We start from the raw sequence: 26,804 nt of genomic DNA on the forward strand, positions 1-26,804 counted from the left end.
AATGACTGATAAAGCGTTCGCACAAGCCGATCCTGACTGGCTGGCGTTGATCAGCGCCGCCCGCGAGTGGCTGGCCGGTCCCCTCGGGCAATTTCTGCTGGACGAAGAGCGGCGCATGCTCGAAGACGAGCTCGGGCGGTTCTTTGGTGGCTATCTGGTGCATTACGGTCCCTCGGCCCAGACTCCGCCGTCTGCCCCTCAGGTACAGCGCAATGTACGCCTTGGTGCGCCGTTGCCGGGGGTCGAGATCGTTTGTGAGGAGCAGGCCTGGCCGCTGAGCGAGCATGCTGCCGATGTGGTGGTGCTGCAGCATGGCCTGGATTTCTGCCTGTCGCCCCACGGTCTGCTTCGCGAGGCGGCAAGCAGCGTACGTCCCGGCGGGCATTTGCTGATCATTGGCATCAACCCCTGGAGCAGTTGGGGCCTGCGGCATGTGTTTGCCCAGGATGCGCTGCGCAAGGCGCGCTGCATTTCGCCGTCACGGGTCGCCGACTGGCTGAACCTGCTGGGTTTCGCGCTGGAGAAACGCCGCTTCGGGTGCTATCGTCCGCCGCTTGCGTCACCGGCGTGGCAGACCCGGCTGGCCGGTTGGGAGCGCAAGGCCGGTGACTGGCAACTGTCGGGCGGCGGCTTCTATTTATTGGTGGCGCGCAAGATCGTGGTGGGCTTGCGACCGGTCCGTCAGGAGCGGCGCGAACCGATGGGCAAGCTGATCCCGTTGCCGATGGCCAAGGTCAACCGGCGCAACATCGAACCGTAATACACACTTTTCATTTGTGGCCGGGCATGTCCCGGCTTCGGGCGTCGTCGATCAGCGATCGGCGGGCCAGCGCATTTTCTGGATAGATTGGCATGAGCGATAGCGTAGAACTGTTCACCGACGGCGCCTGCAAAGGCAACCCTGGTCCTGGCGGCTGGGGCGCACTGCTGGTGTGCAAGGGCGTCGAGAAGGAACTCTGGGGCGGCGAAGCCAATACCACCAACAACCGCATGGAGCTGATGGGCGCGATCCGTGGCCTGGAGGAGCTCAAGCGTCCCTGCGAGGTGTTGTTGGTCACCGACTCGCAGTACGTGATGAAAGGCATCAACGAGTGGATGGACAACTGGAAGAAGCGCGGCTGGAAAACCGCGGCGAAGGAACCAGTGAAAAACGCTGACCTGTGGAAGTTGCTCGACGAGCAGGTCAACCGTCACAAGGTCACCTGGAAATGGGTGCGCGGACACATTGGCCATCACGGCAACGAACGGGCCGACCAGTTGGCCAACCGTGGTGTGGATGAAGTGCGTGGGTACAAGCAGGGCTGATTCGGGTACTGCCGATGCACCGCGCCGTGGCCTTCGCGAGCAAGCCCGCTCCCACACTGGATTCGTGTCGTCCACAAAGTTGTGAGCTGACGCCGATTCAATGTGGGAGCGGGCTTGCTCGCGAAGGCGGCGACTCGGTGTACCTGAAAGACCCCGGCGAGCGTGTTAACATCGCCGCTTTTGCACGATTGACCGATTGAGAGCTGAGCACTGATGGCCACCAGATCCGTTGTACTCGACACCGAAACCACCGGCATGCCGGTGACCGACGGCCACCGGATTATCGAAATCGGTTGTGTCGAGTTGATCGGCCGACGCCTGACGGGCCGGCACTTCCATGTGTACCTGCAACCCGATCGCGAAAGTGACGAGGGCGCGATCGGCGTCCACGGCATCACCAACGAATTCCTCGTGGGCAAGCCGCGTTTTGCCGAGGTGGCCGAAGAGTTCTTCGAGTTCATCAAGGGCGCGCAGCTGATCATCCATAACGCGGCGTTCGACGTTGGCTTCATCAACAACGAATTCGCCCTGATGGGCCAACAGGACCGCGCGGACATCACGCAGCACTGCTCGATCCTCGACACCCTGATGATGGCCCGGGAACGTCACCCGGGGCAGCGCAACAGCCTCGACGCCCTGTGCAAACGCTATGGCGTCGACAACTCCGGTCGTGAACTGCACGGCGCCTTGCTCGACTCCGAGATTCTTGCCGACGTCTACCTGACCATGACCGGGGGGCAGACCAGTCTGTCCCTGGCCGGCAACGCCTCCGATGGCAATGGCTCGGGTGAAGGGGCGGACAATTCGGCCACCGAGATTCGCCGTTTGCCGGCGGACCGTCAGCCGACGCGCATCATCCGCGCCAGTGAAGACGACCTGGCCCGCCACGCGGCGCGCCTGGAAATCATCGGCAAATCCGCTGGTGCCCCGGCGTTGTGGGTGCAGTTGGCCGAGGCTGAAGCGCAGGCATAACACCCTGTTTGGCAGATACTCGCCACAGGGAAACTCCCTCGTCGCCACAAGTTGGTGCATCCCGCTCGCCACATCCGCTGCAACACTCTAACCTGAGGTGATTGGCAGGCTCTGGTCTGCCGCCTCAGGACGCTGAGCCTCATGTACAAAGACTTGAAATTCCCGGTCCTGATCGTTCATCGCGACATCAAGGCCGACAGCGTTGCCGGTGACCGCGTGCGGGGGATTGCCCGGGAGCTGGAGCAGGAAGGGTTCAGCGTCGTTTCGGCGGTGGACTACACCGAAGGACGACTGGTGGCGTCGACTTACCACGGCCTGTCCTGCATGTTGATTGCCTCTGAAGACGCCAGCACCCATTCTCATTTGTTGCAAAACATGGCCGAACTGATCGGTCTGGCGCGGGTGCGTGCACCGGATCTGCCGATCTTCGCCCTGGGCGAAAAAGTGACCCTGGAAAACGCACCCGCTGACGCCATGGCCGAGCTCAATCAGTTGCGCGGCATTCTTTATCTGTTTGAGGACACCGTGCCCTTTCTCGCCCGGCAGGTGGCCCGCGCCGCGCGCAAGTACCTCGATGGCCTGCTGCCGCCGTTTTTCAAGGCGTTGGTGCAGCACACGGCGGACTCCAACTACTCTTGGCACACCCCCGGACACGGCGGTGGCGTGGCGTATCACAAAAGTCCGGTGGGGCAGGCGTTTCACCAGTTTTTCGGGGAAAACACCCTGCGCTCGGATCTTTCGGTGTCGGTACCGGAGCTCGGCTCCTTGCTCGATCATACCGGCCCCCTGGCTGAAGCCGAGGCCCGTGCAGCACGCAATTTCGGCGCCGATCACACCTTTTTCGTGATCAATGGCACGTCCACGGCCAACAAGATTGTCTGGCACTCGGTGGTCGCCCGCGATGACCTGGTGCTGGTGGACCGCAATTGCCACAAGTCGGTGCTGCATTCGATCATCATGACTGGCGCCATCCCTCTGTACTTGTGTCCGGAGCGTAATGAACTGGGGATCATCGGCCCGATTCCCCTGAGTGAGTTCAGTCGCGAATCGATCCAGGCCAAGATCGACGCCAGTCCGCTGACCAAGGGGCGTTCACCGAAGGTCAAGCTTGCCGTGGTGACCAATTCAACCTATGACGGCCTCTGCTACAACGCCGAACTGATCAGACAGCAGTTGGGCAATAGCGTTGAGGTGTTGCACTTCGACGAGGCCTGGTACGCCTATGCAGCGTTTCATGAGTTCTTTGCCGGGCGCTACGGCATGGGCACCTCCCGTGATGAAGACAGCCCGTTGGTGTTCACCACCCATTCGACCCACAAGTTGCTGGCGGCCTTCAGTCAGGCATCGATGATTCACGTGCGCGATGGCGGTGCGCGGCAACTGGATCGGGATCGCTTCAACGAAGCATTCATGATGCACATCTCGACCTCGCCGCAGTACGGCATCATCGCCTCGCTGGATGTGGCTTCGGCGATGATGGAGGGGCCGGCCGGGCGTTCGCTGTTGCAGGAAATGTTCGACGAAGCCCTGAGTTTTCGCCGTGCGCTGGCCAATTTGCGCCAGCACATTGCCGCCGATGACTGGTGGTTCTCGATCTGGCAACCGCCGTCGGCGGAAGGCATCGAGCGGGTCGTCACTGAGGACTGGTTGCTGCAACCCGATGCCGACTGGCACGGCTTTGGCGGCGTGACCGACGACTATGTGCTGCTCGACCCGATCAAGGTCACGCTGGTGATGCCGGGATTGACGGCCGGTGGCGCCCTCAGCGAGCGCGGGATTCCGGCGGCGGTGGTCAGCAAGTTCCTGTGGGAGCGCGGCCTGGTGGTCGAGAAGACCGGGCTGTACTCGTTCCTGGTGTTGTTCTCCATGGGCATCACCAAGGGCAAGTGGAGCACGCTGCTCACCGAACTGCTGGAGTTCAAGCGCAGCTACGACGCCAACGTCAGTCTGGCCAGTTGCCTGCCCTGTGTGGCGCAAGAGAATGTCGCACGCTATCAGGGCATGGGGTTGCGTGATCTGTGCGATCAGTTGCATGCCTGTTATCGCAGTAACGCCACCGCCAGGCACCTCAAGCGCATGTACACCGTTCTGCCGGAAGTCGCGATGAAGCCGGCGGACGCCTATGATCAATTGGTGCGGGGTGAAGTCGAAGCCGTGTCGATCGATGCGCTGGACGGGCGGATCGCTGCAGTGATGCTGGTGCCGTACCCACCCGGCATTCCGCTGATCATGCCGGGTGAGCGCTTTACCGAGTCGACCCGCTCGATCATCGATTACCTGGCGTTTGCCCGCACGTTCGATAGCAGTTTTCCGGGGTTCGTTGCTGATGTGCACGGATTGCAACATGAAGATCAGGGCAGTGGACGGTGCTACACCGTCGATTGCATCAAGGAATGAGGACATTTCCCAGTATGCAGCCGGTTATAAATCCGAATTATCCAGGGTTGTCGGTAAGGGTTGCCGACGAGGGTTTTGCCGCCTATATCTGGGGCAGTGATTTCAGTTTTGAAGTCGCGGCCTACGGTGCGGCACAAATAGGAGCGCCGGTGGCACAGTGGCCTGTCACCCCGATCACGCCTTATCGCAAGTGCTACGGCATCGATCCCGAGGAATTCAGCAGCTTTCGCGATTCCGCCGACAGCGCGATTTTCATGGCTTATCTGGATGACCAGCCCGTGGGGCACCTGGTGGTCAGCACCAACTGGAACGGCTTTGCCCATATCGACGAGCTGGCGGTGCACGCACCGGCCCGGCGGCATGGCGTGGCCAAGGCCCTGCTGGATGTGGCGCAGTTCTGGAGCCGCAAGAAAAAGCTGCCAGGCATCATGCTCGAAACCCAGAACAACAACCTGGGGGCTTGCAGACTCTATGAACGCTGCGGTTACGTGATTGGTGGGATCGACCATCTGCGCTATCGCGGCATCGATCCGAACACCGCCGAAGTGGCGCTGTTCTGGTATCGATTGTTCGAAAACCCGCTGGAAAATCCGTTCAGTTCGTCAGCATCGCCGCGGCTTGTTCCGTGACGATGGTTAGCAGTGTCTGAACCGCCGGAGAGGGTTCGGCGTTTTTCAGGGTCAGGGCGTAGAGGCTGATCGGGACCGCTGGCGCCAGCGGGCAGGTGTCCAGCCCCGAGGCTTTGGCGCCGAGGGCGGTGAAGGGGTCGACGATGGCCAGGCCTTCGCCGGCCTCGACCATGCTGCGCATCATCTGATGCGTCTGGACCCGGGTCTGAATCACCGGGGCAGGGCGCAAACCGTGCAGTTTGTTTTCCAGCGCCGGGCTCAACGGGTCCTGCCCCTCCAGGCCGATCATCGATTGGCCGGCCAGATCCTGCAGTGAAATGTATTTCTGTTTCGGTTGCAGCCAGCCATGGGGGGCGAGCAACTGGAGTTTGCCCTGGGCGATCACATGGCAGTCGAGGTCGGCGTGATCGGGGTCATGCAGGCTCAGGCCCAGATCGCTTTCACGCAGCAGCAGGCTTCTGACGATGTCGCGGGTGGGCTGGCTCAGCAGCGTGCAAGGTGCATCGGGCAGGCGTCGGCGCAGGGCCGCGATGCTGTGTGGCAACAATTGGTTGGCCAGGGGAGGGGTGCAGATGATGCGCAGCGGCGGCGCCAGGTATTGCCTGAGGCTGTTGGCCAGGCGCTGCACCGGTTCGAGCGCATCGTAGACCCGGGCAATTTCCACCTGCAGTTCCCGCGCTTCGCGGGTGGCCTGCAATCGTCCGCGCACGCTGGCGAACAGCATGAAACCCAACTGATCCTCGGCGTCGCGCAGCAAGCGCTCGACTTCGGCCACCGGCAACTGCAGCCATTCGGCGGCGGTGCCCAGGTGACCGGTCTGCAAGAGTGCCTGGATCACTTCGATATGGCGTAAGCGCATGCGTGAAGTCCATGTTCAGCAGGTGGAGGAGTCAGTGGCTGAATCCTACCCCAAGTCCGTGCATATGACTTCTGCTCATAACGACGGGTTATGAAGCGCTGGCGATTTGCGGTTCGCGGGTAATGGTCACGCCGGTTTGCACCAGCATGAATTCATTGTCGTCGACCTTGTTGACGCGGTCGCCAATGGCCAGTTTGTAGGTGGTGACAGGCCCTGAACCTTCTGCCGCCGGGGTGGAGTCCTGAAACTCGTGCACCGAATAAATGCGGCCTTGCGCGTCTCTTGCATGGAACTGACCGACGAGTACTGCTGCCATCTGCTTAGAACCTCTGGAGATAAATCACTCAATTTGCGGCACTGTAGACCGTGCTTGGGCGAGGTAAGTTTTCCTATGGGAAAAAAATAGTCAGGGACGGGGTTTTCGGTCGCCCGCTGTTTGAATCGTCATCTATAACTACAAGCTCTTCCTATCGGACAGTCGAGAAATCTTATGAGCAACGTCTATACGATCGCCGTCGTGGTCGGCAGCTTGAGAAAGGAATCGATCAACCGCAAGGTCGCACGGGCCCTGATAGAATTGGCGCCGGCCAATCTCAAGCTCAACATCGTCGAAATTGGCGATCTGCCGCTCTATAACGAAGATATCGATGGCGCTTCACCGCCGGCAGCCTACAGCACTTTCCGACAACAGGTGAGCTCATCCGACGCGGTGTTGTTCGTGACCCCGGAATACAACCGGTCGGTGCCGGCACCGTTGAAAAACGCGATTGACGTGGGCTCGCGTCCATATGGCAAAAGCGCCTGGAGCGGTAAGCCGGGAGCCGTTATCAGTGTGTCGCCGGGGGCCGTCGGCGGGTTTGGTGCCAATCACAACCTGCGTCAATCCATGGTGTTTCTCAATGTGCCGATGATGCAGCAACCGGAGGCCTATCTGGGGAACGCCGGTTCGGCGTTCGACGAATCGGGCAAGTTGTCCGAGTCGGTAAAGCCGTTCCTGCAAAGTTTCATCAATGCCTATGGGCAATGGGTCGAGCAGCACAAGAAAGACTGATGGTCATGGCCAGCGCTTTGTCCGGCGGAGCGTTGGACAATCGGGGATACAGTTGTCTCTTTGGACCGGGTTGACCCTATCGCGAGCAAGCTCGCTCCCACAGGGATCTTCAGTGGGTACAAGGCGTGTATACGGCTGAGTTCCAATGTGGGAGCGAGCTTGCTCGCGATGGGGCCGGCTCAGACAACGCAAAGCTCAGGCATTGCCCGGCACATTCGGCCAAAGATCCGCCACCAGAAACAATCGCTCAGCCTCTTCCCAGTCGCCGCTGGCATTTTCCGTCAGGCGCACCAGCAGTTGTGCTGGCGCCAGCGGGTCCAGGTCATCCAGCCACGCCTGCATCTGTCCGGGGTTCCAGGTGTGCTCGGCCGAATAATGCGCCGGCGCCAGCCAGGCGTGACGGGGCAGGGGTTGCCAGCGACCGGGCGGGCTTTGGGCCAACAACGCCGGCCAATCCTTTTGATGCAACCAGCGACCCCGCAAATGCTGTGGATGGGCACCCAATGGCGGGGCGGCTTGTCCGGGCCACGGGTACAGCAAGTAACCCCCCAGCCATAAATGTGCGCTGAACGCCTGGATATCCAGCGCCGCAAGCACTTCACGGCTCTCGGGGCGCGTGGAAATCGGCAATTGATGCTGGCTCAGGTGCGCCAGTTTGCGGTCGAGCCGGTCGTGGCAGCCCGGGCCCAGCCACTTGGCAGTGTCGTGTCCGTCGCCGGATTGCGGGCCAAGGTAGAGCTTGATCGCCAGTTCCAGGTGATGCACGCCGTCGCGGTCGCGCAGCAGCATGTCCAGTTCACCGAGGGTGTGCCCTTCGCGGCGAATCGGCATGTTGGCGGCAATCAGTTCAATGCCCGGTGCATGCTGCACGGCGAATTGCCAGAGGCGTTCGTAGTACAAACCCAGGCGCCGGGTCCGGGCCTGGGCCAGCCAGTGCAGCAGGCCATAACTGTCCCGATCCAGCTGCCGCAGCCAATGCTCCAGCCGATCCGGTGCCTGCACCCAGTCGCTGCCGGCCAGCGGGTGACGCTGCGGCCACGGGGTATTGTCCAGCATGGGCGGCGCGAGGATGACCCACGCCAGGTCACGCACTTCGGGATGGCGTAACTGATGGGGCAGGTGGAGCAAATCCGGAAATAGCATCATCTTGCGAGCATAGCCCGAAACCCGGGCACACCCCTGAAACTGAAAGGATTTTGTCTACGGGCGGCTTTCGCCCATAATCGTGGTTTTCGCCGCCACGCAGATCCCCGCAGGAGCCCCATGGAGCAATTTCGCAATATCGGCATCATCGGTCGCCTGGGCAGTTCCCAGGTGCTGGATACCGTCCGCCGACTGAAACGGTTTCTGCTCGATCGTCACCTGCACGTGATCCTCGAAGACACCATCGCCGAAGTGCTGCCAGGGCACGGCTTGCAAACCTCGTCGCGCAAGATGCTCGGCGAAGTCTGCGACATGGTCATCGTGGTCGGTGGTGACGGCAGCCTGCTCGGTGCCGCCCGGGCGCTGGCCAAACACAATATTCCGGTGCTCGGCATCAACCGGGGCAGCCTGGGTTTCCTCACCGATATCCGTCCCGATGAGCTGGAAACCAAGGTCGCCGAAGTGCTGGATGGCCACTATCTGGTGGAAAACCGCTTTTTGTTGCAGGCCGAAGTCCGCCGCCACGGTGAGGCCATCGGCCAGGGCGATGCACTGAACGACGTCGTGCTGCACCCCGGCAAATCCACGCGAATGATCGAGTTCGAGCTGTACATCGACGGCCAGTTCGTCTGCAGCCAGAAGGCCGACGGCCTGATCGTCGCGACGCCGACCGGTTCCACCGCCTATGCGTTGTCCGCCGGCGGGCCGATCATGCATCCCAAGCTCGACGCTATTGTGATTGTGCCGATGTACCCCCATACCTTGTCGGGTAGACCGATTGTGGTCGATGGCAACAGTGAGCTGAAAATCGTCGTGTCCAAGGATATGCAGATTTACCCGCAAGTCTCGTGCGACGGGCAGAACCACTTCACCTGCGCGCCGGGCGACACCATTACCGTAAGCAAGAAAGCCCAGAAACTGCGGCTGATCCATCCGTTGGACCACAATTACTATGAAGTCTGCCGGACCAAGCTTGGCTGGGGCAGCAAGTTGGGGGGTGGAGGCGACTGATGCTCGATCCCGCGCGTAGCTACGACCTGATCGGTGACGTGCACGGTTGCGCTCTGACCCTGGAGCACTTGCTCGACCGACTCGGTTATCACAAGCAGGGTGGCGTCTGGCGACATGCCTCGCGCATGGCGGTGTTCGTCGGCGATATCATCGACCGCGGCCCGCGGATTCGCGAGGCACTGCATATCGTCCACGACATGGTCGAGGCCGGTCAGGCGCTGTGCATCATGGGCAACCACGAGTTCAATGCGCTGGGCTGGAGCACGCCGGCACTGCCCGGCAGCGGCAAGCAGTTCGTGCGTGAGCACACGCCGCGCCACGCCCGCCTGCTGCACGAAACCCTGACCCAGTTCGAACACCATCCGGGTGACTGGCACGACTTCCAGCAATGGTTCTACCAGTTGCCATTGTTCGTCGATGCCGGGCGTTTTCGCGTGGTCCACGCCTGCTGGGACGCGGGGCTGATCGAGCCGCTGCGGGCGTTGTTCCCCAACGGCTGCGTCGACGAGCATTTTCTCCAGGCGTCGGCGGAGTCGGGCTCTTTTGCCTGCACCGTATTCGACCGGCTGCTGCGCGGCACGGACATGCGTTTGCCCCATGGCCTGACCATGACCAGCGGCGACGGCCTGGTGCGTTCGTTCTTCCGCACCAAGTTCTGGGAAGACGATCCGAAAACCTATGGCGACATCGTGTTCCAACCGGATGCACTGCCGGAACCCGTGGCGCGGACGCCGCTGTCGTCCACCGAAAAGAACAGTTTGCTGCGCTATGGCATTGATGAGCCGCTGTTGTTCGTCGGCCATTACTGGCGCAGCGGCAAGCCGGCACCGATCCGGCCGAACCTGGCCTGTCTGGATTACAGCGCGGTGCTGTACGGCAAGCTGGTTGCCTACCGACTGGATCAGGAAACCCGCCTGGATCCGCAAAAATTCGTCTGGGTCGATGTCGAGCGGCCGGAGGTGCTGCAATGAGTGCTGTAGCGGTATTGCGTCTGCCCCTGGCGGTGGACTTGAGCGGGTTCGTCACCCTGCTCAAGCGCATGCAAGTGCCCCATCGGGTCAGCGAGGAAGCTGGCGAGCAGGTGCTGTGGGTGCCGGACAACATCAGTGAAGACGTGCGTGCGCTGTACGAGCGTTTTCCGGCGGGTGACCCCGATCAACAACTGGATATTCCGGTGGCGCAGACCGTCAAGCGCCCGGGGTTCGTCGAGCAGTTGAAATACGCCAGGGCCACCGCGCTGGTGCTGCTGCTGAGCCTGGTTGTCGGCGCGGTGACCATGCTGGGCGACAACCTTGAAACGATGCGCTGGCTGACCTTCCTCGAGTTCCGCGTGGTCGGCGAATACATCCACTTCACGCCACTGGCCGACAGCCTGGCGGCGGGGCAGTGGTGGCGCCTGGTCACGCCGATGCTGATCCACTTCGGCATCCTGCACCTGGCGATGAACGGCATGTGGTACTGGGAGCTGGGGCGGCGCATCGAGTCGCGCCAGGGCAGTATCAACCTGATCGGCCTGACCTTGCTGTTCAGCCTGGTGTCGAACTTTGCCCAGTATTTCTTCAGTGGCCCGACCTTGTTCGGCGGTTTGTCCGGCGTACTGTACGGCCTGCTCGGGCATTGCTGGATCTTCCAGTTGCTGGCGCCAAACCCGGCCTATCGCCTGCCGCGAGGCGTGCTGGTGATGATGCTGGTGTGGTTGCTGCTGTGCCTGTCCGGGCTGGTCTCGATGATCGGCTTCGGCGAGATCGCCAACGCGGCCCACGTCAGCGGGTTACTCATCGGATGCTTCACCGGTTTGTTGGGCGGTTTGTATAACCGCCGTAAACTGGCCGCCTAATTCAGAACATGCAATAAAGAGACGGAGACCCAATGTCCTCTTTTAACGAAATGATCAAGAACATCACCCCCGATATCTACGAGAGCCTGAAACTGGCCGTGGAAATCGGCAAATGGTCCGACGGTGGCAAGCTCACCGCCGAACAACGCGAACTGTCGCTGCAGGCGATGATCGCCTGGGAAATCCAGAACCTGCCAGAGGACCAGCGCACCGGCTACATGGGCCCGCAGGAATGCAGCTCCAAGTCGATTCAAGTGCCCAATATCCTGTTCAAGTCGGATGCCATCCATTGATCGAGATTGGCCGCGGTGCAATCAGCAAAATGTCGGCGCGCCTGGACGGGCCGAACGTGCAATACGCATTTCGTCTGGGCGAAACCGAGGTCCCGGTCAATCCGTTGATCGGCACCACGGTGCGCCTGGAATACCTGGGCGCGATCCACTGCACCCATTGCGGACGCAAGACCAAGACCAGTTTCAGCCAGGGTTACTGCTACCCGTGCATGACCAAACTGGCCCAGTGCGACGTGTGCATCATGAGCCCGGAGCGCTGCCACTTCGAGGCCGGCACCTGCCGGGAGCCTGAGTGGGGCGAGAAGTTCTGCATGACCGATCACGTGGTGTACCTGGCCAATTCGTCGGGGGTCAAAGTCGGGATTACCCGCGCCACCCAGTTGCCGACCCGCTGGCTCGACCAGGGTGCGAGCCAGGCCTTGCCGATCATGCACGTATCGACTCGCCAGCAGTCCGGTTTCGTCGAGGATCTGTTGCGCAGCCAGGTGGCCGACAAGACCAACTGGCGCGCTTTGCTCAAGGGCGATGCGGCGGCGGTGAACCTGGCCGAGGTCCGCGATCAACTGTTCGACAGCTGTGCCGAAGGCTTGCTCGGGTTGCAGCAGCGATTTGGCTTGCAGGCGATCCAGCCGGTGACCGACGTCGAACCGCTGGAAATCCGCTACCCGGTCGAGCAGTACCCGGCGAAGATCGTCAGCTTCAACCTGGACAAGAACCCGATTGCCGAAGGCACGCTGATGGGGATCAAGGGTCAATACCTGATCTTCGACACCGGCGTGATCAACATTCGTAAATACACGGCTTACCAGCTCGCCGTGCATCAGTAAGGACTCCAGCATGCGCACCGAACAACCGAAGATGATCTACCTCAAGGACTATCAGGCGCCCGAGTACCTGATCGACGAAACGCACCTGACCTTCGAGTTGTACGAGGACCACAGCCTGGTCCATGCGCAACTGGTGATGCGCCGCAACCCCGAGCGTGGCCCGGGCCTGCCGCCGCTGGTGCTGGACGGCCAGCAGCTGGAACTGCTGTCGGTCACCCTTGCCGACCAGGAGCTTTCCGAGGCGCAGTATCAGCTGACCGAGAATCACCTGACCTTGCACCCGACCAGCACCACCTTCACGGTCGATACCAGCGTCCGGATCCACCCGGAAACCAATACCGCGCTGGAAGGCCTGTACAAGTCCGGCACGATGTTCTGCACCCAGTGCGAGGCCGAAGGTTTTCGCAAGATCACCTATTACCTCGACCGCCCGGACGTGATGAGCACCTTCACCACCACGGTCGTCGCCGAACAGCACAGTTATCCGGTGCTGCTGTCCAACGGCAACCCGATCGCTTCCGGTCCCGGTGAAGAGGGACGGCACTGGGCGACCTGGGAAGACCCGTTCAAGAAACCGGCGTACCTGTTTGCGCTGGTGGCCGGCGATCTGTGGTGTGTCGAAGACAGCTTCACCACCATGAGCGAGCGCAACGTGGCGCTGCGCATTTACGTCGAGCCGGAAAACATCGACAAGTGCCAGCACGCGATGAACAGCCTGAAGAAATCCATGCGCTGGGACGAAGAGGTCTACGGTCGCGAGTACGACCTGGACATCTTCATGATCGTCGCCGTGAATGACTTCAACATGGGCGCCATGGAAAACAAGGGCCTCAACATTTTCAACTCCAGCGCCGTGCTGGCCAAGGCCGAAACCGCCACCGATGCCGCGCACCAGCGGGTCGAGGCGATCGTCGCCCACGAATACTTCCACAACTGGTCGGGCAACCGCGTGACCTGCCGCGACTGGTTCCAGCTGTCGCTCAAGGAAGGCTTCACCGTGTTCCGCGATGCCGGTTTCTCCTCGGACATGAACTCGGCCACGGTCAAGCGCATCCAGGATGTGGCGTACCTGCGTACCCACCAGTTCGCCGAAGACGCCGGCCCCATGGCCCACGCCGTGCGCCCGGACAGCTTCATCGAGATTTCCAACTTCTACACCCTGACCGTGTACGAAAAGGGCTCGGAAGTGGTCGGCATGATCCACACCTTGCTCGGCGCCGAAGGCTTCCGTAAAGGCAGCGACCTGTACTTCGAACGCCACGACGGCCAGGCCGTGACCTGCGATGACTTCATCAAGGCCATGGAAGAAGCCAATGGCGTTGACCTGACCCAGTTCAAGCGCTGGTACAGCCAGGCCGGTACACCGCGCCTGGCGGTAACTGAGTCCTACGACGCCGCTGCGAAAACCTACAGCCTGACCTTCCGTCAGAGCTGCCCGGAAACCCCGGACAAGGTGCAAAAACTGCCGTTCGTGATCCCGGTCGAACTGGGGCTGCTGGATTCCAAAGGGGCAGCGATTGCCCTGCGTCTGTCCGGTGAAGCCACCGCGCAAGGCACCTCGCGGGTCATTTCGGTGACCGAAGCCGAGCAGACTTTCACCTTCGTCGACATCGCCGAACAACCGTTGCCGTCGTTGCTGCGCGGCTTCTCGGCGCCGGTGAAATTGAGCTTCCCGTACAACCGTGATCAGCTGATGTTCCTGATGCAGCATGACAGCGACGGCTTCAACCGCTGGGATGCCGGCCAGCAGCTGTCGGTGCAGGTGCTGCAAGAGCTGATCGCCCAGCAGCAGAAGGGCGAAGCGCTGGTACTTGATCAGCGTCTGGTGGCGGCGTTGCGCACGGTGCTTTCGGATGAGTCGCTGGATCAGGCGATGGTCGCGGAAATGCTCTCTCTGCCAAGCGAGGCGTACCTGACCGAGATCAGCGAAGTGGCGGATGTCGAAGCGATTCACACGGCGCGTGAATTTGCCCGTAAGCAACTGGCTGACGCGTTGTTCGAAGGTTTGTGGCTGCGTTATCAGGCCAATCGCGAGTTGTCGAAGCAGACGCCGTACGTGGCCGAGGCTGAACACTTCGCCCGTCGTGCCTTGCAGAACATCGCGTTGTCCTACCTGATGCTCAGCGGCAAGCCGCAAGTCCTGGCGGCAACCCTGGAGCAGTTCGACGCGTGCGACAACATGACCGAGCGCCTGACCGCACTCGCGGTGTTGGTCAACTCACCGTTCGAAGCCGAGAAGGCCAAGGCACTGGCCAGCTTCGCCGAGCACTTCAAGGACAACCCGCTGGTCATGGACCAGTGGTTCAGCGTCCAGGCCGGCAGCGTGTTGCCTGGTGGTCTGGAGCGGGTTCGTCAGTTGATGCAGCATCCTGCGTTCAACATCAAGAATCCGAACAAGGTGCGGGCACTGGTCGGTGCGTTTGCCGGGCAGAACCTGATCAACTTCCATGCCGCTGACGGTTCCGGGTATCGCTTCCTGGCGGACTTGGTGATCGAGTTGAATGGCTTCAATCCGCAGATTGCTTCTCGGCAGTTGGCGCCTTTGACTCGCTGGCGCAAGTACGACAGCGCTCGTCAGGCTTTGATGAAGGCGGAGCTGGAGCGGATTCGGGCTTCGGGGCAGTTGTCCAGTGATGTGTTTGAAGTGGTCAGCAAGAGTTTGGCTTGATCTTGGCTTTTGAACTTGGCGGCCTTTGGGCCGACCAGGTTCTTGGTTGATTGAGTACATATCCGTTTCTTCGGTAACGGCGGCTGGCGGTTTCGCCCTTACGGCGAGTCCCTTTTGGCAAACGCCCCAAAAGGAACCAAAAGGTCTCGCCCCGAACGTACGGCCCCTCGCTAAGGCTCGGGGTTCCTTCGCTCCGGTATTCATCCGGGGGCATTGCCCTCCGGTCGGCTTCGCTTCGACCTACATGCAATGAGTTCGACTGCGTCGAACGGCGCTGCGCGCCAGTCCCCGGATAAACACCTCCACTCAGCCTGCCGAGGGGGCGGGTGGATCAAGATCAAGAGCTGCAGGCGAGCTAACGCTCGGCCTGATGAGTGGTGAGAAGCGATGCGGTGATGCGGGATGCTCTGCTTTTTGCTCTTCTGTGGGAGCGAGCTTGCTCGCGATGGCGGCCTGCCAGTCGCTTGAATCCTATCTGGTTGCACAAAATTTTCAGAACCCCCATCTACGGCTTTGGCTTTGGCTTTGGCTTTGGCTTTGGCTTTGGCTTTGGCTTTGGCTTTGGCTTTGGCTTTGGCTTTGGCTTTGGCTTTGGCTTTGGCTTTTGATCTTGATCTTGATCTGGCTTTTGATCTTTCGCCCCTTCGGCAGGCCGAGCGTAGGTGTTCATCAGGGGGTTAGGCGCGTAGCGCCGTTCGACGAAGTCGAACACATCGAGAGGAGGTCGTCGCGAAGCAGACCGTAGGCGATGCCCCCTGATGGACACCGTAGCGAGGGAACACCGAGCCTTGGCGAGGTGCCGTACGCCGGGGCGAAGCCTTTTGGTTCCTTTTTGGCGTTTGAAAAAGGGACTCGCTGTAAGAGCGAAACCGCCAGCAGCCGTTACCGCAGAAATGGATATGTACGCCGATTGGAAAAGCAGCCGTTACCGCTGCAACGGATATGTACACCGAACACCGGTCACTACCACCCACCACCAAAACCGCAATCACCCCACCTGATACCCAACCATTCAGAACCCCACCCCCATCCCCCGGTTAACAAAAGATAACGTGGCGTCGATTGTCAGACATTAAAAAACACCGATAGGATAGGCCAGCTTCCGAAGGGGCTCTGGATTGCGGGTTTCAGGACTATGCTCTGAAACAGCCGGTCCGGACACGCACCCTTGCGGCGCCCAGTAAGGTTGAACGACCTAACAATAATAATGGGAGAAGGTCTATGAGTGAGCCTGTCATGGGTGTGGGTATCTGCCGCCCGCCGGCATTACGCAAATTCGCGTTGCTGGCCACAGCGCTCTCGGTGTTGGGCTCTGCCATGCTGTCGGCGCCTGCGCTGGCCGCGGCCGCGCCGGCATCCGACGTTGTTTATTCCATTGAATCCGCCAAGGCTGCCAAAAGCCTGATGCTCGATGTCGTCCACGCCGGCAAGCGCCTGGTGGCGGTCGGGGATCGTGGGCACATCCTGTATTCCGATGACCAGGGCGTTACCTGGACCCAGGCCAAGGTCCCGACCCGGGCCTTGCTGACGTCGGTGTTCTTCGTCGATGACATGCACGGCTGGGCCGTCGGCCATGACGCGCAGATCCTCGCCAGCGAGGACGGCGGCGCGACCTGGACCAAGCAATTCGAAGATCTGAAACGCGAATCGCCGCTGCTCGATGTCTGGTTCAAGGACGTCGACAGCGGCTTTGCCGTGGGCGCCTACGGCTCGCTGATGGAAACCACCGACGGTGGCAAGCATTGGGAAGACGCCAGCGACCGCCTGGATAACGAAGACCAGTACCACCTGAACGCGATCGCCGCGGTCAAGGACGCCGGGCTGTTCATCGTCGGTGAGCAGGGCAGCATGTTCCGCTCCGCGGACTGGGGCCAGACCTGGGAGAAACTCGAAGGCCCGTACGAAGGCTCGCTGTTCGGCGTGATCGGTACGGCGCAGTCCAATACGTTGCTGGCCTACGGCCTGCGCGGCAATCTTTACCGTTCCACGGATTTCGGCACCACCTGGGACCAGGTCGAGCTCAAGGCTGAACGTGGCGACCTGGAGTTCGGGCTGTCCGGCGGTACGCTGCTCGACGATGGTTCCATCGTGATCGTCGGCAACGGTGGTTCGGTCATTCGCAGCAGTGACAATGGCGAAACCTTCAAGGTGGTCAACCGTCCGGACCGTATTTCCGTCTCGGCAGTGACTGCGGCAGGCAATGGCAATCTGGTTCTGGCCGGGCAGGGCGGCGTTCGCGTCACTTCGCCAAGCGGCACCGAGTCGGGCAAATGAGCCGGGTTAATAATAAGAAGGCGGAGCTATGACTTCCTTGAGTACTCATCACCAGGACAAGGCGACGTTCCTCGAGCGCCTGATCTTCAACAACCGCCCGGCAGTGATCACGATCTGCCTGCTGGTCAGTATTTTTCTGTTCTGGCAGGCGACGCTGATCCGTCCGTCCACCAGCTTCGAAAAAATGATCCCGCTGGAGCACCCCTTCATCCAGAAGATGATGGAGCACCGCAACGATCTGGCGAACCTGGGCAACACCGTGCGGATCTCGGTGGAAGCCACCGATGGCGACATCTTCTCCAAGGAGTACATGGAGACTCTGCGTCAGATCAACGACGAGGTGTTCTACATCTCCGGCGTCGACCGTTCCGGTCTCAAGTCGCTGTGGAGCCCCAGCGTTCGCTGGACCGAAGTGACGGAAGAGGGCTTCGCCGGCGGTGAAGTGATTCCGCAAAGCTACAACGGCTCCCAGGCCAGCCTCGATCTGTTGCGCAACAACGTGCTCAAGTCGGGTCAGGTCGGGCGGTTGGTGTCCAACGATTTCAAGTCGAGCATCGTCGACATTCCGTTGCTGGAGTCCTATCCGGACCCGCAGGACCAGGGCAAGCTGCTGGCGCTGGACTATCGCCAGTTCTCCCACGAGCTTGAGGACAAGATCCGCACCAAGTTCGAAGCACAGAACCCGAATGTGAAGATCCACATCGTCGGTTTCGCCAAGAAAGTCGGTGACCTCATCGATGGCCTGGTGATGGTGGTGATGTTCTTCGGCGTTGCCTTCGTCATCACCCTGATCCTCTTGCTGTGGTTCACCAACTGCCTGCGCAGTACCGTCGCCGTATTGAGCACGACGCTGGTGGCAGTGATCTGGCAACTGGGCTTGATGCACTTCTTCGGCTTCGGGCTTGACCCCTATTCGATGTTGGTACCGTTCCTGATCTTCGCCATCGGTATTTCCCACGGCGTGCAGAAGATCAACGGGATCGCCCTGCAATCGAGTGAGGCGGACAACGCCCTGACGGCGGCGCGTCGCACCTTCCGTCAATTGTTCCTGCCGGGGATGATTGCGATCCTCGCCGATGCCGTGGGTTTCATCACACTGCTGATCATCGATATCGGTGTGATCCGTGAGCTGGCCATCGGCGCATCCATCGGTGTGGCGGTGATCGTGTTCACCAACCTGATCCTGTTGCCAGTGGCGATTTCCTATGTCGGCATCAGCAAGCGTGCCGTCGACCGCAGCAAAAAGGACGCGACTCGCGAGCATCCGTTCTGGCGCCTGTTGTCGAACTTTGCCAGCGCGAAAGTGGCCCCGGTTTCCATTCTGCTGGCACTGGTCGCCTTTGGTGGCGGCCTTTGGTACAGCCAGAACCTGAAAATCGGCGACCTCGACCAGGGTGCCCCGGAGCTGCGTCCGGACTCGCGCTACAACAAGGACAACAACTTCATCATCAACAACTACTCCACCAGCTCCGACGTGTTGGTGGTGATGGTCAAGACCAAGTCCGAAGGCTGTTCGCGCTACGAAGCTATGGCGCCGATTGACGAGCTGATGTGGAAGATGCAGAACACCGAGGGCGTGCAGTCGGCGATTTCCCTGGTGACCGTGTCCAAGCAAATGATCAAGGGCATGAACGAGGGCAACCTGAAATGGGAAACCCTGTCGCGTAACCCTGATGTGCTGAACAACTCCATTGCCCGCGCTGACGGCCTGTACAACAACAGCTGTTCCGTGGCGCCGGTGCTGGTGTTCCTCAACGATCACAAGGCCGAGACCCTGGATCGCGCGGTACATGCGGTGCAGGAGTTCGCCAAGGAAAACAACAAGGAAGGCCTGGAGTTCATCCTCGCTGCCGGTAACGCCGGGATCGAGGCGGCCACCAACGAGGTGATCAAGAAGTCCGAACTGACCATCCTGGTCCTCGTGTACATCTGCGTCGCGGTCATGTGCATGATCACCTTCCGTTCTTGGGCGGCGACCTTGTGCATCGTGCTGCCGCTGGTGCTGACCTCGGTACTCGGCAATGCCCTGATGGCCTTCATGGGTATCGGCGTGAAAGTGGCGACCCTGCCGGTCGTGGCGCTCGGGGTGGGGATTGGCGTGGACTACGGCATCTACATCTACAGCCGCCTGGAAAGCTTCCTGCGTGCCGGCCTGCCGCTGCAAGAGGCGTACTACCAGACACTGAAGTCCACCGGTAAGGCGGTGCTGTTCACCGGTCTGTGCCTGGCCATCGGCGTGTGCACCTGGATCTTCTCGGCCATCAAGTTCCAGGCCGACATGGGCCTGATGCTGACCTTCATGTTGCTGTGGAACATGTTCGGTGCGCTGTGGCTGTTGCCGGCACTGGCGCGGTTCCTGATCAAGCCGGAGAAACTGGCGGGGCAGAAAGGCAATTCGTTGTTCGCCCACTGATCCAGGCAGAAATGAAAAAGCCGCAACCTCAGGGTTGCGGCTTTTTTTATATCTCAAATTCACACCATTCCCTGTTGTAGGAGCGAGCTTGCTCGCGATGGTGTGTCAGCTACATTGACTCCGACTGATACTCCATCGCGAGCAAGCTCGCTCCCACAGGGTTCTTCGGTGATCAGGCGGGATCGCTGCCGAGCACCACATTCAGCGCGCTGCGGGCATCGTCCAGCTGCACCAACGTCGCATGCCGCGCGCCGAGGGCGTCGCGGTTTTCGATGGCGGTCAGGATCGCCTTGTGCCGGGGCAGCGCCAGTTCATGCAGGTTCGGCCGCTGGTTCGAATGCTTCAAGGCTTCGGCGATGGCCACCGAGAGCATGTTGCACAGGTTGGCCAGCAAGTCGTTGTGCGTGGCATCGGCGATGCGACTGTGGAAGTCCAGGTCCGGCTGCAACAGAGCCTCCGGCGTCGGTGCGGCTTCCATGCGTTGGTAGGCCTCACCGATGGAGGCGATGTCCGCTTCCGTGGCGAATTGCGCGGCGAGGGCGGCAGCGGCCGGTTCGATGATGCTGCGCACGCTGGTCAGCAGGTCGAAAAACTGATTCTGCGGACTGCTCTGCATCAACCAGTGCAGCACGTCCGGATCGAGCATGTGCCAGTCCTTGCGCGGCTTGACCACGGTGCCGACCCGCGGGCGGGAATACACCAGGCCCTTGGCGACCAGTACCCGGGTGGCTTCACGCAGCACCGGCCGGCTGACCGCATATTCTTCGCACAACAGCGCTTCGGCGGGCAGTTTGTCGTCGGGCAGGAAACGTCCCGAGACGATCTGCATGCCCAGTTCCTGGACGATGCGCGAGTGCATGCTTTTGCGGTCGGAGGGTTTGCGGTAATCCATGGGAAACGGCACGGTCCTGTGCGAAGAGGTGTCGCGCATGATAGCAGGCGCGGCGAGTCGACTGTAGGAGCGAGCTCGCTCGCGATGGACGTCAACGATAACGTGGGGAACCTGACACCCCGCGGCGGTCTCGGGTCCATCGCGAGCAAGCTCGCTCCTACAAGGGGAGGGTGGTGTCAGTGGGAGTGACGGGGCACTTCAGCCCCACGGCAACCGACCAGGAAGTCGAAGTCGCAACCCTGGTCCGCTTGCAGCACGTGGTCGATGTACAACTGACGATACCCACCGACGATCAGGTTCTGTGGCGGTTGCAGATCGGCCATGCGCGCGGCCAGCTCGGTGTCCGCAATATCCAGGTGCAAGCGGCCGCTGGCGCAATCGAGTTCGATCCAGTCGCCTTCCTTCACTGCGGCCAGCGGACCGCCGGCAGCGGCCTCCGGGGCGACGTGCAGCACAACCGTGCCGTACGCCGTGCCACTCATGCGCGCATCGGAAATACGCACCATGTCCGTCACACCCTGGGCCAGCAGCTTGGCCGGCAGGCCCATGTTGCCCACTTCGGCCATGCCCGGATAACCCTTCGGCCCGCAGTTCTTCATCACCAGGATCGAGTTGGCATCCACGTCCAGTTCCGGATCGTTGATCCGAGCCTTGTACATGTCGAAGTTCTCGAACACCACCGCACGGCCGCGATGCTGCATCAGTTCGGGCGTGGCGGCGGACGGCTTGAGCACAGCGCCCAGCGGTGCCAGGTTGCCGCGCAATACACAGATGCCGCCATCGGCGCGGATCGGGTTGTCGAGGGTGCGGATCACTTCGTCCTCGCCATAGATCGGCGCGTCCCTGGTGTTCTCGCCGATGGACTTGCCGTTGACGGTCAAGGCGTTCGGGTTCGGGATCAGGTTGGCTTCGCCGAGGCGGCGCAGTACCGCAGGCAAACCACCGGCGTAGTAGAACTCTTCCATCAGGAAGCGCCCGGAAGGTTGCAGGTCGACGATGGTCGGCATGCCGCGGCCGATACGGGTCCAGTCGTCCAGGTCCAGCTCGACGCCGATGCGCCCGGCGATGGCTTTCAGGTGGATCACTGCATTGGTCGAACCGCCGATGGCGGCATTGACGCGGATGGCGTTTTCGAAGGCTTCCTTGGTGAGGATCTTCGACAGCTTCAAGTCTTCGCGCACCATCTCCACGGCACGCATGCCGGACATGTGCGCCAACACATAACGGCGTGCGTCCACGGCCGGAATCGCCGCGTTGTGGGGCAGGGAGGTGCCGAGCGCTTCGGCCATGCAGGCCATGGTGGAGGCGGTGCCCATGGTGTTGCAGGTGCCGGCCGAGCGGGACATACCGCCCTCGGCCGCAAGGAAATCGTCGATGCTGATGGTGCCGGCCTTGACCTGTTCGCTGAGCTGCCAGACCACGGTGCCGGAGCCAATGTCCTTGCCCTTGTGCTTGCCGTTGAGCATCGGCCCGCCGGTGACGACGATGGCCGGCACGTCGCAACTGGCGGCGCCCATCAGCAGGGCCGGGGTGGTTTTGTCGCAACCGGTCAGCAGTACGACGCCGTCAATCGGGTTGCCGCGAATGGCTTCTTCCACGTCCATGCTCGCCAGGTTGCGGGTGAGCATGGCGGTAGGGCGCAGGTTCGATTCGCCGTTGGAGAACACCGGAAACTCCACCGGGAAGCCCCCGGCCTCGATCACGCCGCGTTTGACGTGCTCGGCGATCTGGCGGAAGTGCGCGTTGCACGGGGTCAGTTCCGACCAGGTGTTGCAGATGCCGATGATCGGCTTGCCATGGAACTGGTGGTCGGCGATGCCCTGATTCTTCATCCAGCTGCGGTACATGAAGCCGTTCTTGTCGGCGGTGCCAAACCATTGGGCGGAGCGCAGGGTGGGTTTCTTATCAGACATGATCGATTCTCTTATTGTATGACTATATTGTTCGAGCTGAGGCGTAACATAAGCGCAAATTCTGCGCTTTGGAAGTGTTGTTGAGTAAATAGTATTACTATATAGTCCGCTCAAACGAAGGGATGGCCCTGGCGAATTCTTCGCGAGAGGCGTCCCCCGAGGTTCTATAACAACAACAATCGGAGACCGTTCTCATGAGCCAGGAACTGCGGCTTATCCGCCGCATCACGCTGAAACTGATTCCCTTCCTGATCCTGCTGTACCTGATCGCCTATGTGGACCGCTCCGCGGTGGGCTTCGCCAAATTGCACATGGGCGCAGACATCGGCCTGGGCGATGCCGCCTACGGTCTTGGCGCCGGGTTGTTCTTCATCGGCTACTTCCTGCTGGAAATCCCCAGCAACCTGATGCTCGACCGCTTCGGAGCACGGCGCTGGTTCGCGCGGATCATGGTCACCTGGGGCGCCATCACCATCGGCATGGCCTTCGTCCAGGGGCCGAACAGCTTCTATGTGATGCGCTTTTTGCTCGGCGCCGCCGAAGCCGGGTTCTTCCCGGGCGTTCTGTACTACATCACCCAATGGTTTCCGGTGCGCCATCGCGGCAAGATCCTCGGGTTGTTCATCCTGTCGCAACCCATTGCGATGATGATCACCGGCCCGGTGTCCGGTGGTTTGCTGGGCATGGACGGCGTGTTGGGTCTGCATGGCTGGCAGTGGCTGTTCATCGTCATCGGCTGCCCGGCGATCCTGCTGACCTGGCCAGTGCTGCGTTACCTGCCGGACGGCCCGCAGCAGGTGAAGTGGATGGACCAGGCGGAAAAGGACTGGCTGAGCGGCGAGCTGAAAAAGGATCTGGATGCCTACGGCCAGACCCGTCACGGCAACCCGTTGCACGCCCTCAAGGACAAGCGCGTCCTGCTGCTGGCGCTGTTCTACCTGCCGGTGACCCTGAGCATCTATGGCCTGGGTTTGTGGCTGCCGACCCTGATCAAGCAGTTCGGCGGCAGCGACCTGGTGACCGGATTTGTCTCGGCGGTGCCGTACATCTTTGGCATCGTCGGTTTGCTGATCATCCCGCGCAGTTCCGACCGCTTGAACGACCGCTACGGCCACCTCGCCGTGCTTTACGTGCTGGGTGCGATTGGCCTGTTCCTCAGCGCCTGGCTGTCGGTGCCTGTGCTGCAACTGGCGGCGCTGTGCCTGGTGGCGTTCGCACTGTTCTCCTGCACGGCGGTGTTCTGGACCTTGCCGGGCCGCTTCTTCGCCGGAGCCAGTGCGGCGGCGGGGATTGCCTTGATCAATTCGGTGGGCAACCTCGGCGGTTACCTCGGTCCATTCGTGATCGGCGCACTCAAGGAATACACCGGCAACCTGGCTTCTGGCCTGTACTTCCTGTCGGGGGTGATGGTGTTCGGGCTGGTGTTGACCGGTGTGGTGTATCGCTTGCTGGAACGCAAACACGTCCTGCCAGCCGATCAATTTGCAGCAAGTGCACGTGGGGCTTCGCGCACCTGACAGGAAACAGCAAATCACCACGGACCCTGTGGGAGCGGGCTTGCCCGCGATAGCAATCTGTCTGGCACATCAATGTTGAATGTGTCGCCGTCATCGCGGGCAAGCCAGCTCCCACAGGGAGTCGTGTTTGCCCAGGTTCTGGGTTAACAGGAGAAAATTCATGCGTTTGGTTCAGTTCGAATTGAGTAACGGCGAACGTCGTGTCGGCGTGGTCGAGGCGGGCCTGGTGCGAGAAGTACAGGACACGCGCACCGTTCGCGATCTGGCATTGGCGGCGATCGAGGCGAGCGCAAGCCTTGAGCAACAGGTACAGAGCCTGGGGCTGGGCATCAGCCACGACTATGCCGAGTTGCTGACACAACGGCGCATCCTGCCGCCCCTGGACCATGCGGACCCGGCGCACATGCTGGTCAGCGGCACGGGCCTGACCCACCTGGGCAGCGCCTCGGCCCGGGACAAGATGCACCAGCAAAGTGGAGACGAAACCGCGATGACCGACACCATGCGCATCTTCAAATGGGGCGTGGAGGGCGGTAAGCCGGCGGTGGATGAAGCCGGTGTGCAGCCGGAGTGGTTCTACAAAGGCGATGGCGGCATCGTCGTCAGGCCGGGCCAGCCGTTTCCCCTGCCGCCGTTTGCCGAAGATGCCGGCGAAGAGCCGGAGATCGCTGGCCTGTACGTGATCGGTCACGACGGCAAGCCGTATCGCCTGGGTTTTGCCGTGGGCAACGAGTTCTCCGACCACGTCATGGAGCGCAAGAACTACCTGTACCTGGCCCACTCGAAACTGCGCAGCTGCAGCTATGGCCCGGAACTGCGGGTTGGCGAACTGCCGCAGCATCTGGCGGGCACCAGCCGCATCCTGCGTGACGGCGAAGTGCTGTGGCAGAACGAGTTTCTCAGCGGCGAGGCGAACATGTGCCACAGCCTCGCCAACCTCGAATTCCATCATTTCAAGTACAGCCAGTTCCTGCGCCCGGGGGACGTGCACATTCACTTCTTCGGCACGGCGACCCTGTCCTTTGCCGACGGCATTCGCACGCAACCGGGTGACGTGTTCGAGATCACCCAGGCTGAATTCGGCGCGCCATTGATCAACGGCATCGCACCGGTCGCAGCGGCTTTCGAGCCCGGCACCGTCGGCACACTTTGAGGAGTTACCCATGACCCGGATCCTTGGTCACAACTACATCGGCGGCCAGCGCAGCGCCGCCGGCAGCATCAAGTTGCAGAGTGTCGATGCAACAACGGGCGAGGCTTTGCCTCACGCCTTTTATCAGGCGACAGTGCAGGAAGTCGATGCGGCGGCCGGCGCGGCAGCGGCCGCGTATCCGGTCTATCGCAGCCTGAGCGCGGAGCGGCGGGCGCAGTTTCTCGAGGCCATTGCCGATGAACTGGATGCCCTCGGTGATGATTTTGTCGCTGTGGTCTGCCGCGAAACGGCGTTGCCCGCAGGGCGGATTCAAGGCGAGCGTGGACGCACCAGCGGGCAGATGCGTCTGTTTGCCAAAGTCCTGCGTCGCGGTGATTTCTACGGCGCACGGATCGACCGAGCATTGCCGGAGCGTCAACCGTTGCCGCGTCCGGACTTGCGTCAATACCGTATCGGCTTGGGACCTGTGGCAGTGTTCGGTGCCAGCAATTTTCCGCTGGCGTTCTCTACCGCCGGCGGCGATACCGCCTCGGCGCTGGCCGCCGGGTGCCCGGTGGTGTTCAAGGCCCACAGCGGTCACATGGCCACGGCTGAATGGGTGGCTGACGCGATCATTCGTGCTGCCGAGAAAACCGGGATGCCGGCCGGCGTGTTCAACATGATCTACGGCGGTGGCGTCGGCGAGGCGCTGGTCAAGCATCCGGCGATTCAGGCCGTTGGTTTCACCGGTTCGCTCAAGGGCGGTCGTGCCTTGTGCGATATGGCCGCGGCCCGTGCACAACCGATTCCGGTGTTCGCCGAGATGTCGAGCATCAACCCGGTGATCGTCTTGCCCGAGGCGTTGCAGGCGCGGGCCGACACCGTCGCCCGGGATCTAACGGCGTCGGTGGTTCAGGGCTGCGGCCAGTTCTGCACCAATCCGGGCCTGGTGATCGGCATTCGCTCAGCGCCGTTCAGTGCCTTTGTGCAGCAAGTGGCCGGGTTGATGGGCGACCAGCCGGTGCAAACCATGCTCAACGCCGGCACCTTGAGCAGCTATGGTCAAGGCTTGCAAAAACTCCTCGCGCATCCGGGGATTGAGCACCTGGCCGGCAATCCGCAACAGGGCAATCAGGCACAGCCGCAGCTGTTCAAGGCCGATGTCAGCCTGCTGCTCGATGGCGATGAAGTGTTGCAAGAGGAAGTGTTCGGTCCGACCACAGTGGTGGTTGAAGTGGCCGATCATGGGCAACTGATGGCCGCCCTGAATGGCCTGCACGGCCAGTTGACCGCCACCGTCATCGGCGAGCCGGAAGACTTCGAACAGTTCGCCGGGCTGACGGCGTTGCTGGAGCAGAAGGTCGGACGCATCCTGCTCAATGGCTATCCGACGGGCGTGGAAGTCTGCGATTCGATGGTCCACGGCGGGCCTTACCCGGCAACGTCCGATGCGCGTGGTACCTCGGTGGGCACACTGGCCATCGATCGTTTCCTGCGCCCGGTGTGCTTCCAGAACTACCCGGACAGCTTGCTGCCGGATGCACTGAAGAACGGCAATCCGCTGCGCATCCAGCGACTGGTGGATGGGCAGTCGTCCCGCGAGGCACTCTAGCGGCTGACCACAATCTCTGTAGGAGCGAGCCTGCTCGCGATAGCGGTAGTCCAGTCAAT

23 protein-coding genes are annotated in these 26,804 nt (G+C 61.3%); 18 read left to right on the plus strand and 5 right to left on the minus strand.

The window, feature by feature from the left end; translation table 11 throughout:
- Position 1: 1 nt before the first annotated feature.
- The 5 genes from AC1RDQ_RS08450 (at position 2) to AC1RDQ_RS08470 (ending at position 5,303) form a co-directional block, all read left to right on the plus strand.
- Positions 2-760: a class I SAM-dependent methyltransferase gene (locus AC1RDQ_RS08450; RefSeq protein ID WP_007988453.1), complete on the plus strand. Its 759-nt coding sequence runs from the start codon at positions 2-4 to the stop codon at positions 758-760.
- Positions 761-852: 92 nt separating this feature from the next.
- Positions 853-1,305, plus strand: coding sequence for a ribonuclease HI (gene rnhA / locus AC1RDQ_RS08455; RefSeq protein ID WP_007979123.1), 453 nt, complete (start codon positions 853-855; stop codon positions 1,303-1,305).
- 213 nt (positions 1,306-1,518) lie between these two features.
- The gene (dnaQ, locus tag AC1RDQ_RS08460; RefSeq protein WP_046037200.1) at positions 1,519-2,277 is read left to right on the plus strand and encodes a DNA polymerase III subunit epsilon; all 759 of its coding nucleotides are present in this window, start codon (positions 1,519-1,521) and stop codon (positions 2,275-2,277) included.
- A gap of 141 nt (positions 2,278-2,418) precedes the next feature.
- Positions 2,419-4,674, plus strand: coding sequence for an Orn/Lys/Arg family decarboxylase (locus AC1RDQ_RS08465; protein WP_090455012.1), 2,256 nt, complete (start codon positions 2,419-2,421; stop codon positions 4,672-4,674).
- A gap of 14 nt (positions 4,675-4,688) precedes the next feature.
- Positions 4,689-5,303: a GNAT family N-acetyltransferase gene (locus AC1RDQ_RS08470; RefSeq protein ID WP_057715030.1), complete on the plus strand. Its 615-nt coding sequence runs from the start codon at positions 4,689-4,691 to the stop codon at positions 5,301-5,303.
- Here the strand turns inward: AC1RDQ_RS08470 and AC1RDQ_RS08475 are convergent.
- Complete coding sequence (locus tag AC1RDQ_RS08475; protein WP_057715029.1) at positions 5,269-6,162, minus strand: LysR family transcriptional regulator; 894 nt, start codon at positions 6,160-6,162, stop codon at positions 5,269-5,271. The genes AC1RDQ_RS08470 and AC1RDQ_RS08475 overlap by 35 nt on opposite strands.
- A gap of 88 nt (positions 6,163-6,250) precedes the next feature.
- The gene (locus AC1RDQ_RS08480; RefSeq protein ID WP_057715028.1) at positions 6,251-6,478 is read right to left on the minus strand and encodes a hypothetical protein; all 228 of its coding nucleotides are present in this window, start codon (positions 6,476-6,478) and stop codon (positions 6,251-6,253) included.
- Positions 6,479-6,652: 174 nt separating this feature from the next.
- On the opposite strand from AC1RDQ_RS08480, the gene AC1RDQ_RS08485 reads away from it, so the two are divergent.
- On the plus strand, positions 6,653-7,213 hold the full coding sequence (locus AC1RDQ_RS08485; protein WP_154860111.1) for an NADPH-dependent FMN reductase: 561 nt from the start codon (positions 6,653-6,655) through the stop codon (positions 7,211-7,213).
- Between the two features lie 195 nt (positions 7,214-7,408).
- Here the strand turns inward: AC1RDQ_RS08485 and AC1RDQ_RS08490 are convergent, their stop codons facing one another.
- On the minus strand, positions 7,409-8,359 hold the full coding sequence (locus tag AC1RDQ_RS08490) for a DUF1853 family protein (protein ID WP_218498215.1): 951 nt from the start codon (positions 8,357-8,359) through the stop codon (positions 7,409-7,411).
- 117 nt (positions 8,360-8,476) lie between these two features.
- Between AC1RDQ_RS08490 and AC1RDQ_RS08495 the strand changes: the two genes are divergently transcribed.
- The 9 genes from AC1RDQ_RS08495 (at position 8,477) to AC1RDQ_RS08535 (ending at position 19,679) form a co-directional block, all read left to right on the plus strand.
- A complete protein-coding gene (locus AC1RDQ_RS08495) occupies positions 8,477-9,367 on the plus strand; it encodes an NAD(+) kinase (RefSeq protein ID WP_008016128.1) in 891 nt (296 codons plus the stop codon).
- Entirely contained in the window at positions 9,364-10,338 is a 975-nt protein-coding gene (locus AC1RDQ_RS08500; protein WP_371319467.1) for a metallophosphoesterase, read from the plus strand. The genes AC1RDQ_RS08495 and AC1RDQ_RS08500 overlap by 4 nt, the downstream gene beginning before the upstream one ends.
- Positions 10,335-11,204, plus strand: a complete 870-nt coding sequence (locus AC1RDQ_RS08505) for a rhomboid family intramembrane serine protease (RefSeq protein WP_090455016.1) — start codon at positions 10,335-10,337, stop codon at positions 11,202-11,204. The genes AC1RDQ_RS08500 and AC1RDQ_RS08505 overlap by 4 nt, the downstream gene beginning before the upstream one ends.
- 32 nt (positions 11,205-11,236) lie before the next feature.
- The gene (locus AC1RDQ_RS08510; RefSeq protein ID WP_053158810.1) at positions 11,237-11,497 is read left to right on the plus strand and encodes a YeaC family protein; all 261 of its coding nucleotides are present in this window, start codon (positions 11,237-11,239) and stop codon (positions 11,495-11,497) included.
- Positions 11,494-12,324 carry a DUF2797 domain-containing protein gene (locus AC1RDQ_RS08515; protein ID WP_492586917.1) on the plus strand — a complete coding sequence of 277 codons (831 nt, stop codon included), beginning with the start codon at positions 11,494-11,496 and terminating at the stop codon, positions 12,322-12,324. The genes AC1RDQ_RS08510 and AC1RDQ_RS08515 overlap by 4 nt, the downstream gene beginning before the upstream one ends.
- 10 nt (positions 12,325-12,334) lie before the next feature.
- Positions 12,335-14,992 (plus strand): aminopeptidase N, encoded by a 2,658-nt coding sequence (pepN, locus tag AC1RDQ_RS08520; RefSeq protein ID WP_492586919.1) that lies wholly within the window; start codon positions 12,335-12,337, stop codon positions 14,990-14,992.
- A 395-nt stretch (positions 14,993-15,387) separates the two neighbouring features.
- On the plus strand, positions 15,388-15,600 hold the full coding sequence (locus AC1RDQ_RS08525; RefSeq protein ID WP_492586921.1) for a hypothetical protein: 213 nt from the start codon (positions 15,388-15,390) through the stop codon (positions 15,598-15,600).
- 613 nt (positions 15,601-16,213) lie between these two features.
- Positions 16,214-17,266: a WD40/YVTN/BNR-like repeat-containing protein gene (locus tag AC1RDQ_RS08530; RefSeq protein ID WP_492586923.1), complete on the plus strand. Its 1,053-nt coding sequence runs from the start codon at positions 16,214-16,216 to the stop codon at positions 17,264-17,266.
- Between the two features lie 28 nt (positions 17,267-17,294).
- Complete coding sequence (locus tag AC1RDQ_RS08535) at positions 17,295-19,679, plus strand: efflux RND transporter permease subunit (protein WP_407515372.1); 2,385 nt, start codon at positions 17,295-17,297, stop codon at positions 19,677-19,679.
- A gap of 172 nt (positions 19,680-19,851) precedes the next feature.
- On the opposite strand, the gene AC1RDQ_RS08540 is transcribed toward AC1RDQ_RS08535, so the two are convergent.
- Together AC1RDQ_RS08540 and AC1RDQ_RS08545 are read right to left on the minus strand one after the other, a co-directional pair.
- A complete protein-coding gene (locus AC1RDQ_RS08540) occupies positions 19,852-20,571 on the minus strand; it encodes a FadR/GntR family transcriptional regulator (protein ID WP_032829613.1) in 720 nt (239 codons plus the stop codon).
- A gap of 176 nt (positions 20,572-20,747) precedes the next feature.
- A complete protein-coding gene (locus AC1RDQ_RS08545; protein WP_057715018.1) occupies positions 20,748-22,484 on the minus strand; it encodes an IlvD/Edd family dehydratase in 1,737 nt (578 codons plus the stop codon).
- A 194-nt stretch (positions 22,485-22,678) separates the two neighbouring features.
- Between AC1RDQ_RS08545 and AC1RDQ_RS08550 the strand changes: the two genes are divergently transcribed.
- From AC1RDQ_RS08550 to AC1RDQ_RS08560, 3 genes are all read left to right on the plus strand, one after another.
- Positions 22,679-24,001: an MFS transporter gene (locus AC1RDQ_RS08550; RefSeq protein ID WP_407515374.1), complete on the plus strand. Its 1,323-nt coding sequence runs from the start codon at positions 22,679-22,681 to the stop codon at positions 23,999-24,001.
- A gap of 160 nt (positions 24,002-24,161) precedes the next feature.
- The gene (araD1, locus tag AC1RDQ_RS08555; protein ID WP_057715016.1) at positions 24,162-25,154 is read left to right on the plus strand and encodes an AraD1 family protein; all 993 of its coding nucleotides are present in this window, start codon (positions 24,162-24,164) and stop codon (positions 25,152-25,154) included.
- Between the two features lie 10 nt (positions 25,155-25,164).
- Entirely contained in the window at positions 25,165-26,745 is a 1,581-nt protein-coding gene (locus AC1RDQ_RS08560; protein WP_492586924.1) for an aldehyde dehydrogenase (NADP(+)), read from the plus strand.
- The last annotated feature ends 59 nt before the right edge of the window (positions 26,746-26,804 follow it).

Source organism: Pseudomonas sp. GW823-FHT02E01, from assembly GCF_058797535.1.

What these genes read in the sequence shown, in the direction of transcription:
- AC1RDQ_RS08450 (WP_007988453.1), top strand. Translation starts at nt 2, where the DNA reads ATGACTGATAAAGCGTTCGCACAAGCCGATCCTGACTGGCTGGCGTTG.
- rnhA (WP_007979123.1), top strand. Translation starts at nt 853, where the DNA reads ATGAGCGATAGCGTAGAACTGTTCACCGACGGCGCCTGCAAAGGCAAC.
- dnaQ (WP_046037200.1), top strand. Translation starts at nt 1,519, where the DNA reads ATGGCCACCAGATCCGTTGTACTCGACACCGAAACCACCGGCATGCCG.
- AC1RDQ_RS08465 (WP_090455012.1), top strand. Translation starts at nt 2,419, where the DNA reads ATGTACAAAGACTTGAAATTCCCGGTCCTGATCGTTCATCGCGACATC.
- AC1RDQ_RS08470 (WP_057715030.1), top strand. Translation starts at nt 4,689, where the DNA reads ATGCAGCCGGTTATAAATCCGAATTATCCAGGGTTGTCGGTAAGGGTT.
- AC1RDQ_RS08475 (WP_057715029.1), bottom strand. Translation starts at nt 6,162, where the DNA reads ATGCGCTTACGCCATATCGAAGTGATCCAGGCACTCTTGCAGACCGGT.
- AC1RDQ_RS08480 (WP_057715028.1), bottom strand. Translation starts at nt 6,478, where the DNA reads ATGGCAGCAGTACTCGTCGGTCAGTTCCATGCAAGAGACGCGCAAGGC.
- AC1RDQ_RS08485 (WP_154860111.1), top strand. Translation starts at nt 6,653, where the DNA reads ATGAGCAACGTCTATACGATCGCCGTCGTGGTCGGCAGCTTGAGAAAG.
- AC1RDQ_RS08490 (WP_218498215.1), bottom strand. Translation starts at nt 8,359, where the DNA reads ATGATGCTATTTCCGGATTTGCTCCACCTGCCCCATCAGTTACGCCAT.
- AC1RDQ_RS08495 (WP_008016128.1), top strand. Translation starts at nt 8,477, where the DNA reads ATGGAGCAATTTCGCAATATCGGCATCATCGGTCGCCTGGGCAGTTCC.
- AC1RDQ_RS08505 (WP_090455016.1), top strand. Translation starts at nt 10,335, where the DNA reads ATGAGTGCTGTAGCGGTATTGCGTCTGCCCCTGGCGGTGGACTTGAGC.
- AC1RDQ_RS08510 (WP_053158810.1), top strand. Translation starts at nt 11,237, where the DNA reads ATGTCCTCTTTTAACGAAATGATCAAGAACATCACCCCCGATATCTAC.
- pepN (WP_492586919.1), top strand. Translation starts at nt 12,335, where the DNA reads ATGCGCACCGAACAACCGAAGATGATCTACCTCAAGGACTATCAGGCG.
- AC1RDQ_RS08525 (WP_492586921.1), top strand. Translation starts at nt 15,388, where the DNA reads ATGCGGGATGCTCTGCTTTTTGCTCTTCTGTGGGAGCGAGCTTGCTCG.
- AC1RDQ_RS08530 (WP_492586923.1), top strand. Translation starts at nt 16,214, where the DNA reads ATGAGTGAGCCTGTCATGGGTGTGGGTATCTGCCGCCCGCCGGCATTA.
- AC1RDQ_RS08535 (WP_407515372.1), top strand. Translation starts at nt 17,295, where the DNA reads ATGACTTCCTTGAGTACTCATCACCAGGACAAGGCGACGTTCCTCGAG.
- AC1RDQ_RS08540 (WP_032829613.1), bottom strand. Translation starts at nt 20,571, where the DNA reads ATGGATTACCGCAAACCCTCCGACCGCAAAAGCATGCACTCGCGCATC.
- AC1RDQ_RS08545 (WP_057715018.1), bottom strand. Translation starts at nt 22,484, where the DNA reads ATGTCTGATAAGAAACCCACCCTGCGCTCCGCCCAATGGTTTGGCACC.
- AC1RDQ_RS08550 (WP_407515374.1), top strand. Translation starts at nt 22,679, where the DNA reads ATGAGCCAGGAACTGCGGCTTATCCGCCGCATCACGCTGAAACTGATT.
- araD1 (WP_057715016.1), top strand. Translation starts at nt 24,162, where the DNA reads ATGCGTTTGGTTCAGTTCGAATTGAGTAACGGCGAACGTCGTGTCGGC.
- AC1RDQ_RS08560 (WP_492586924.1), top strand. Translation starts at nt 25,165, where the DNA reads ATGACCCGGATCCTTGGTCACAACTACATCGGCGGCCAGCGCAGCGCC.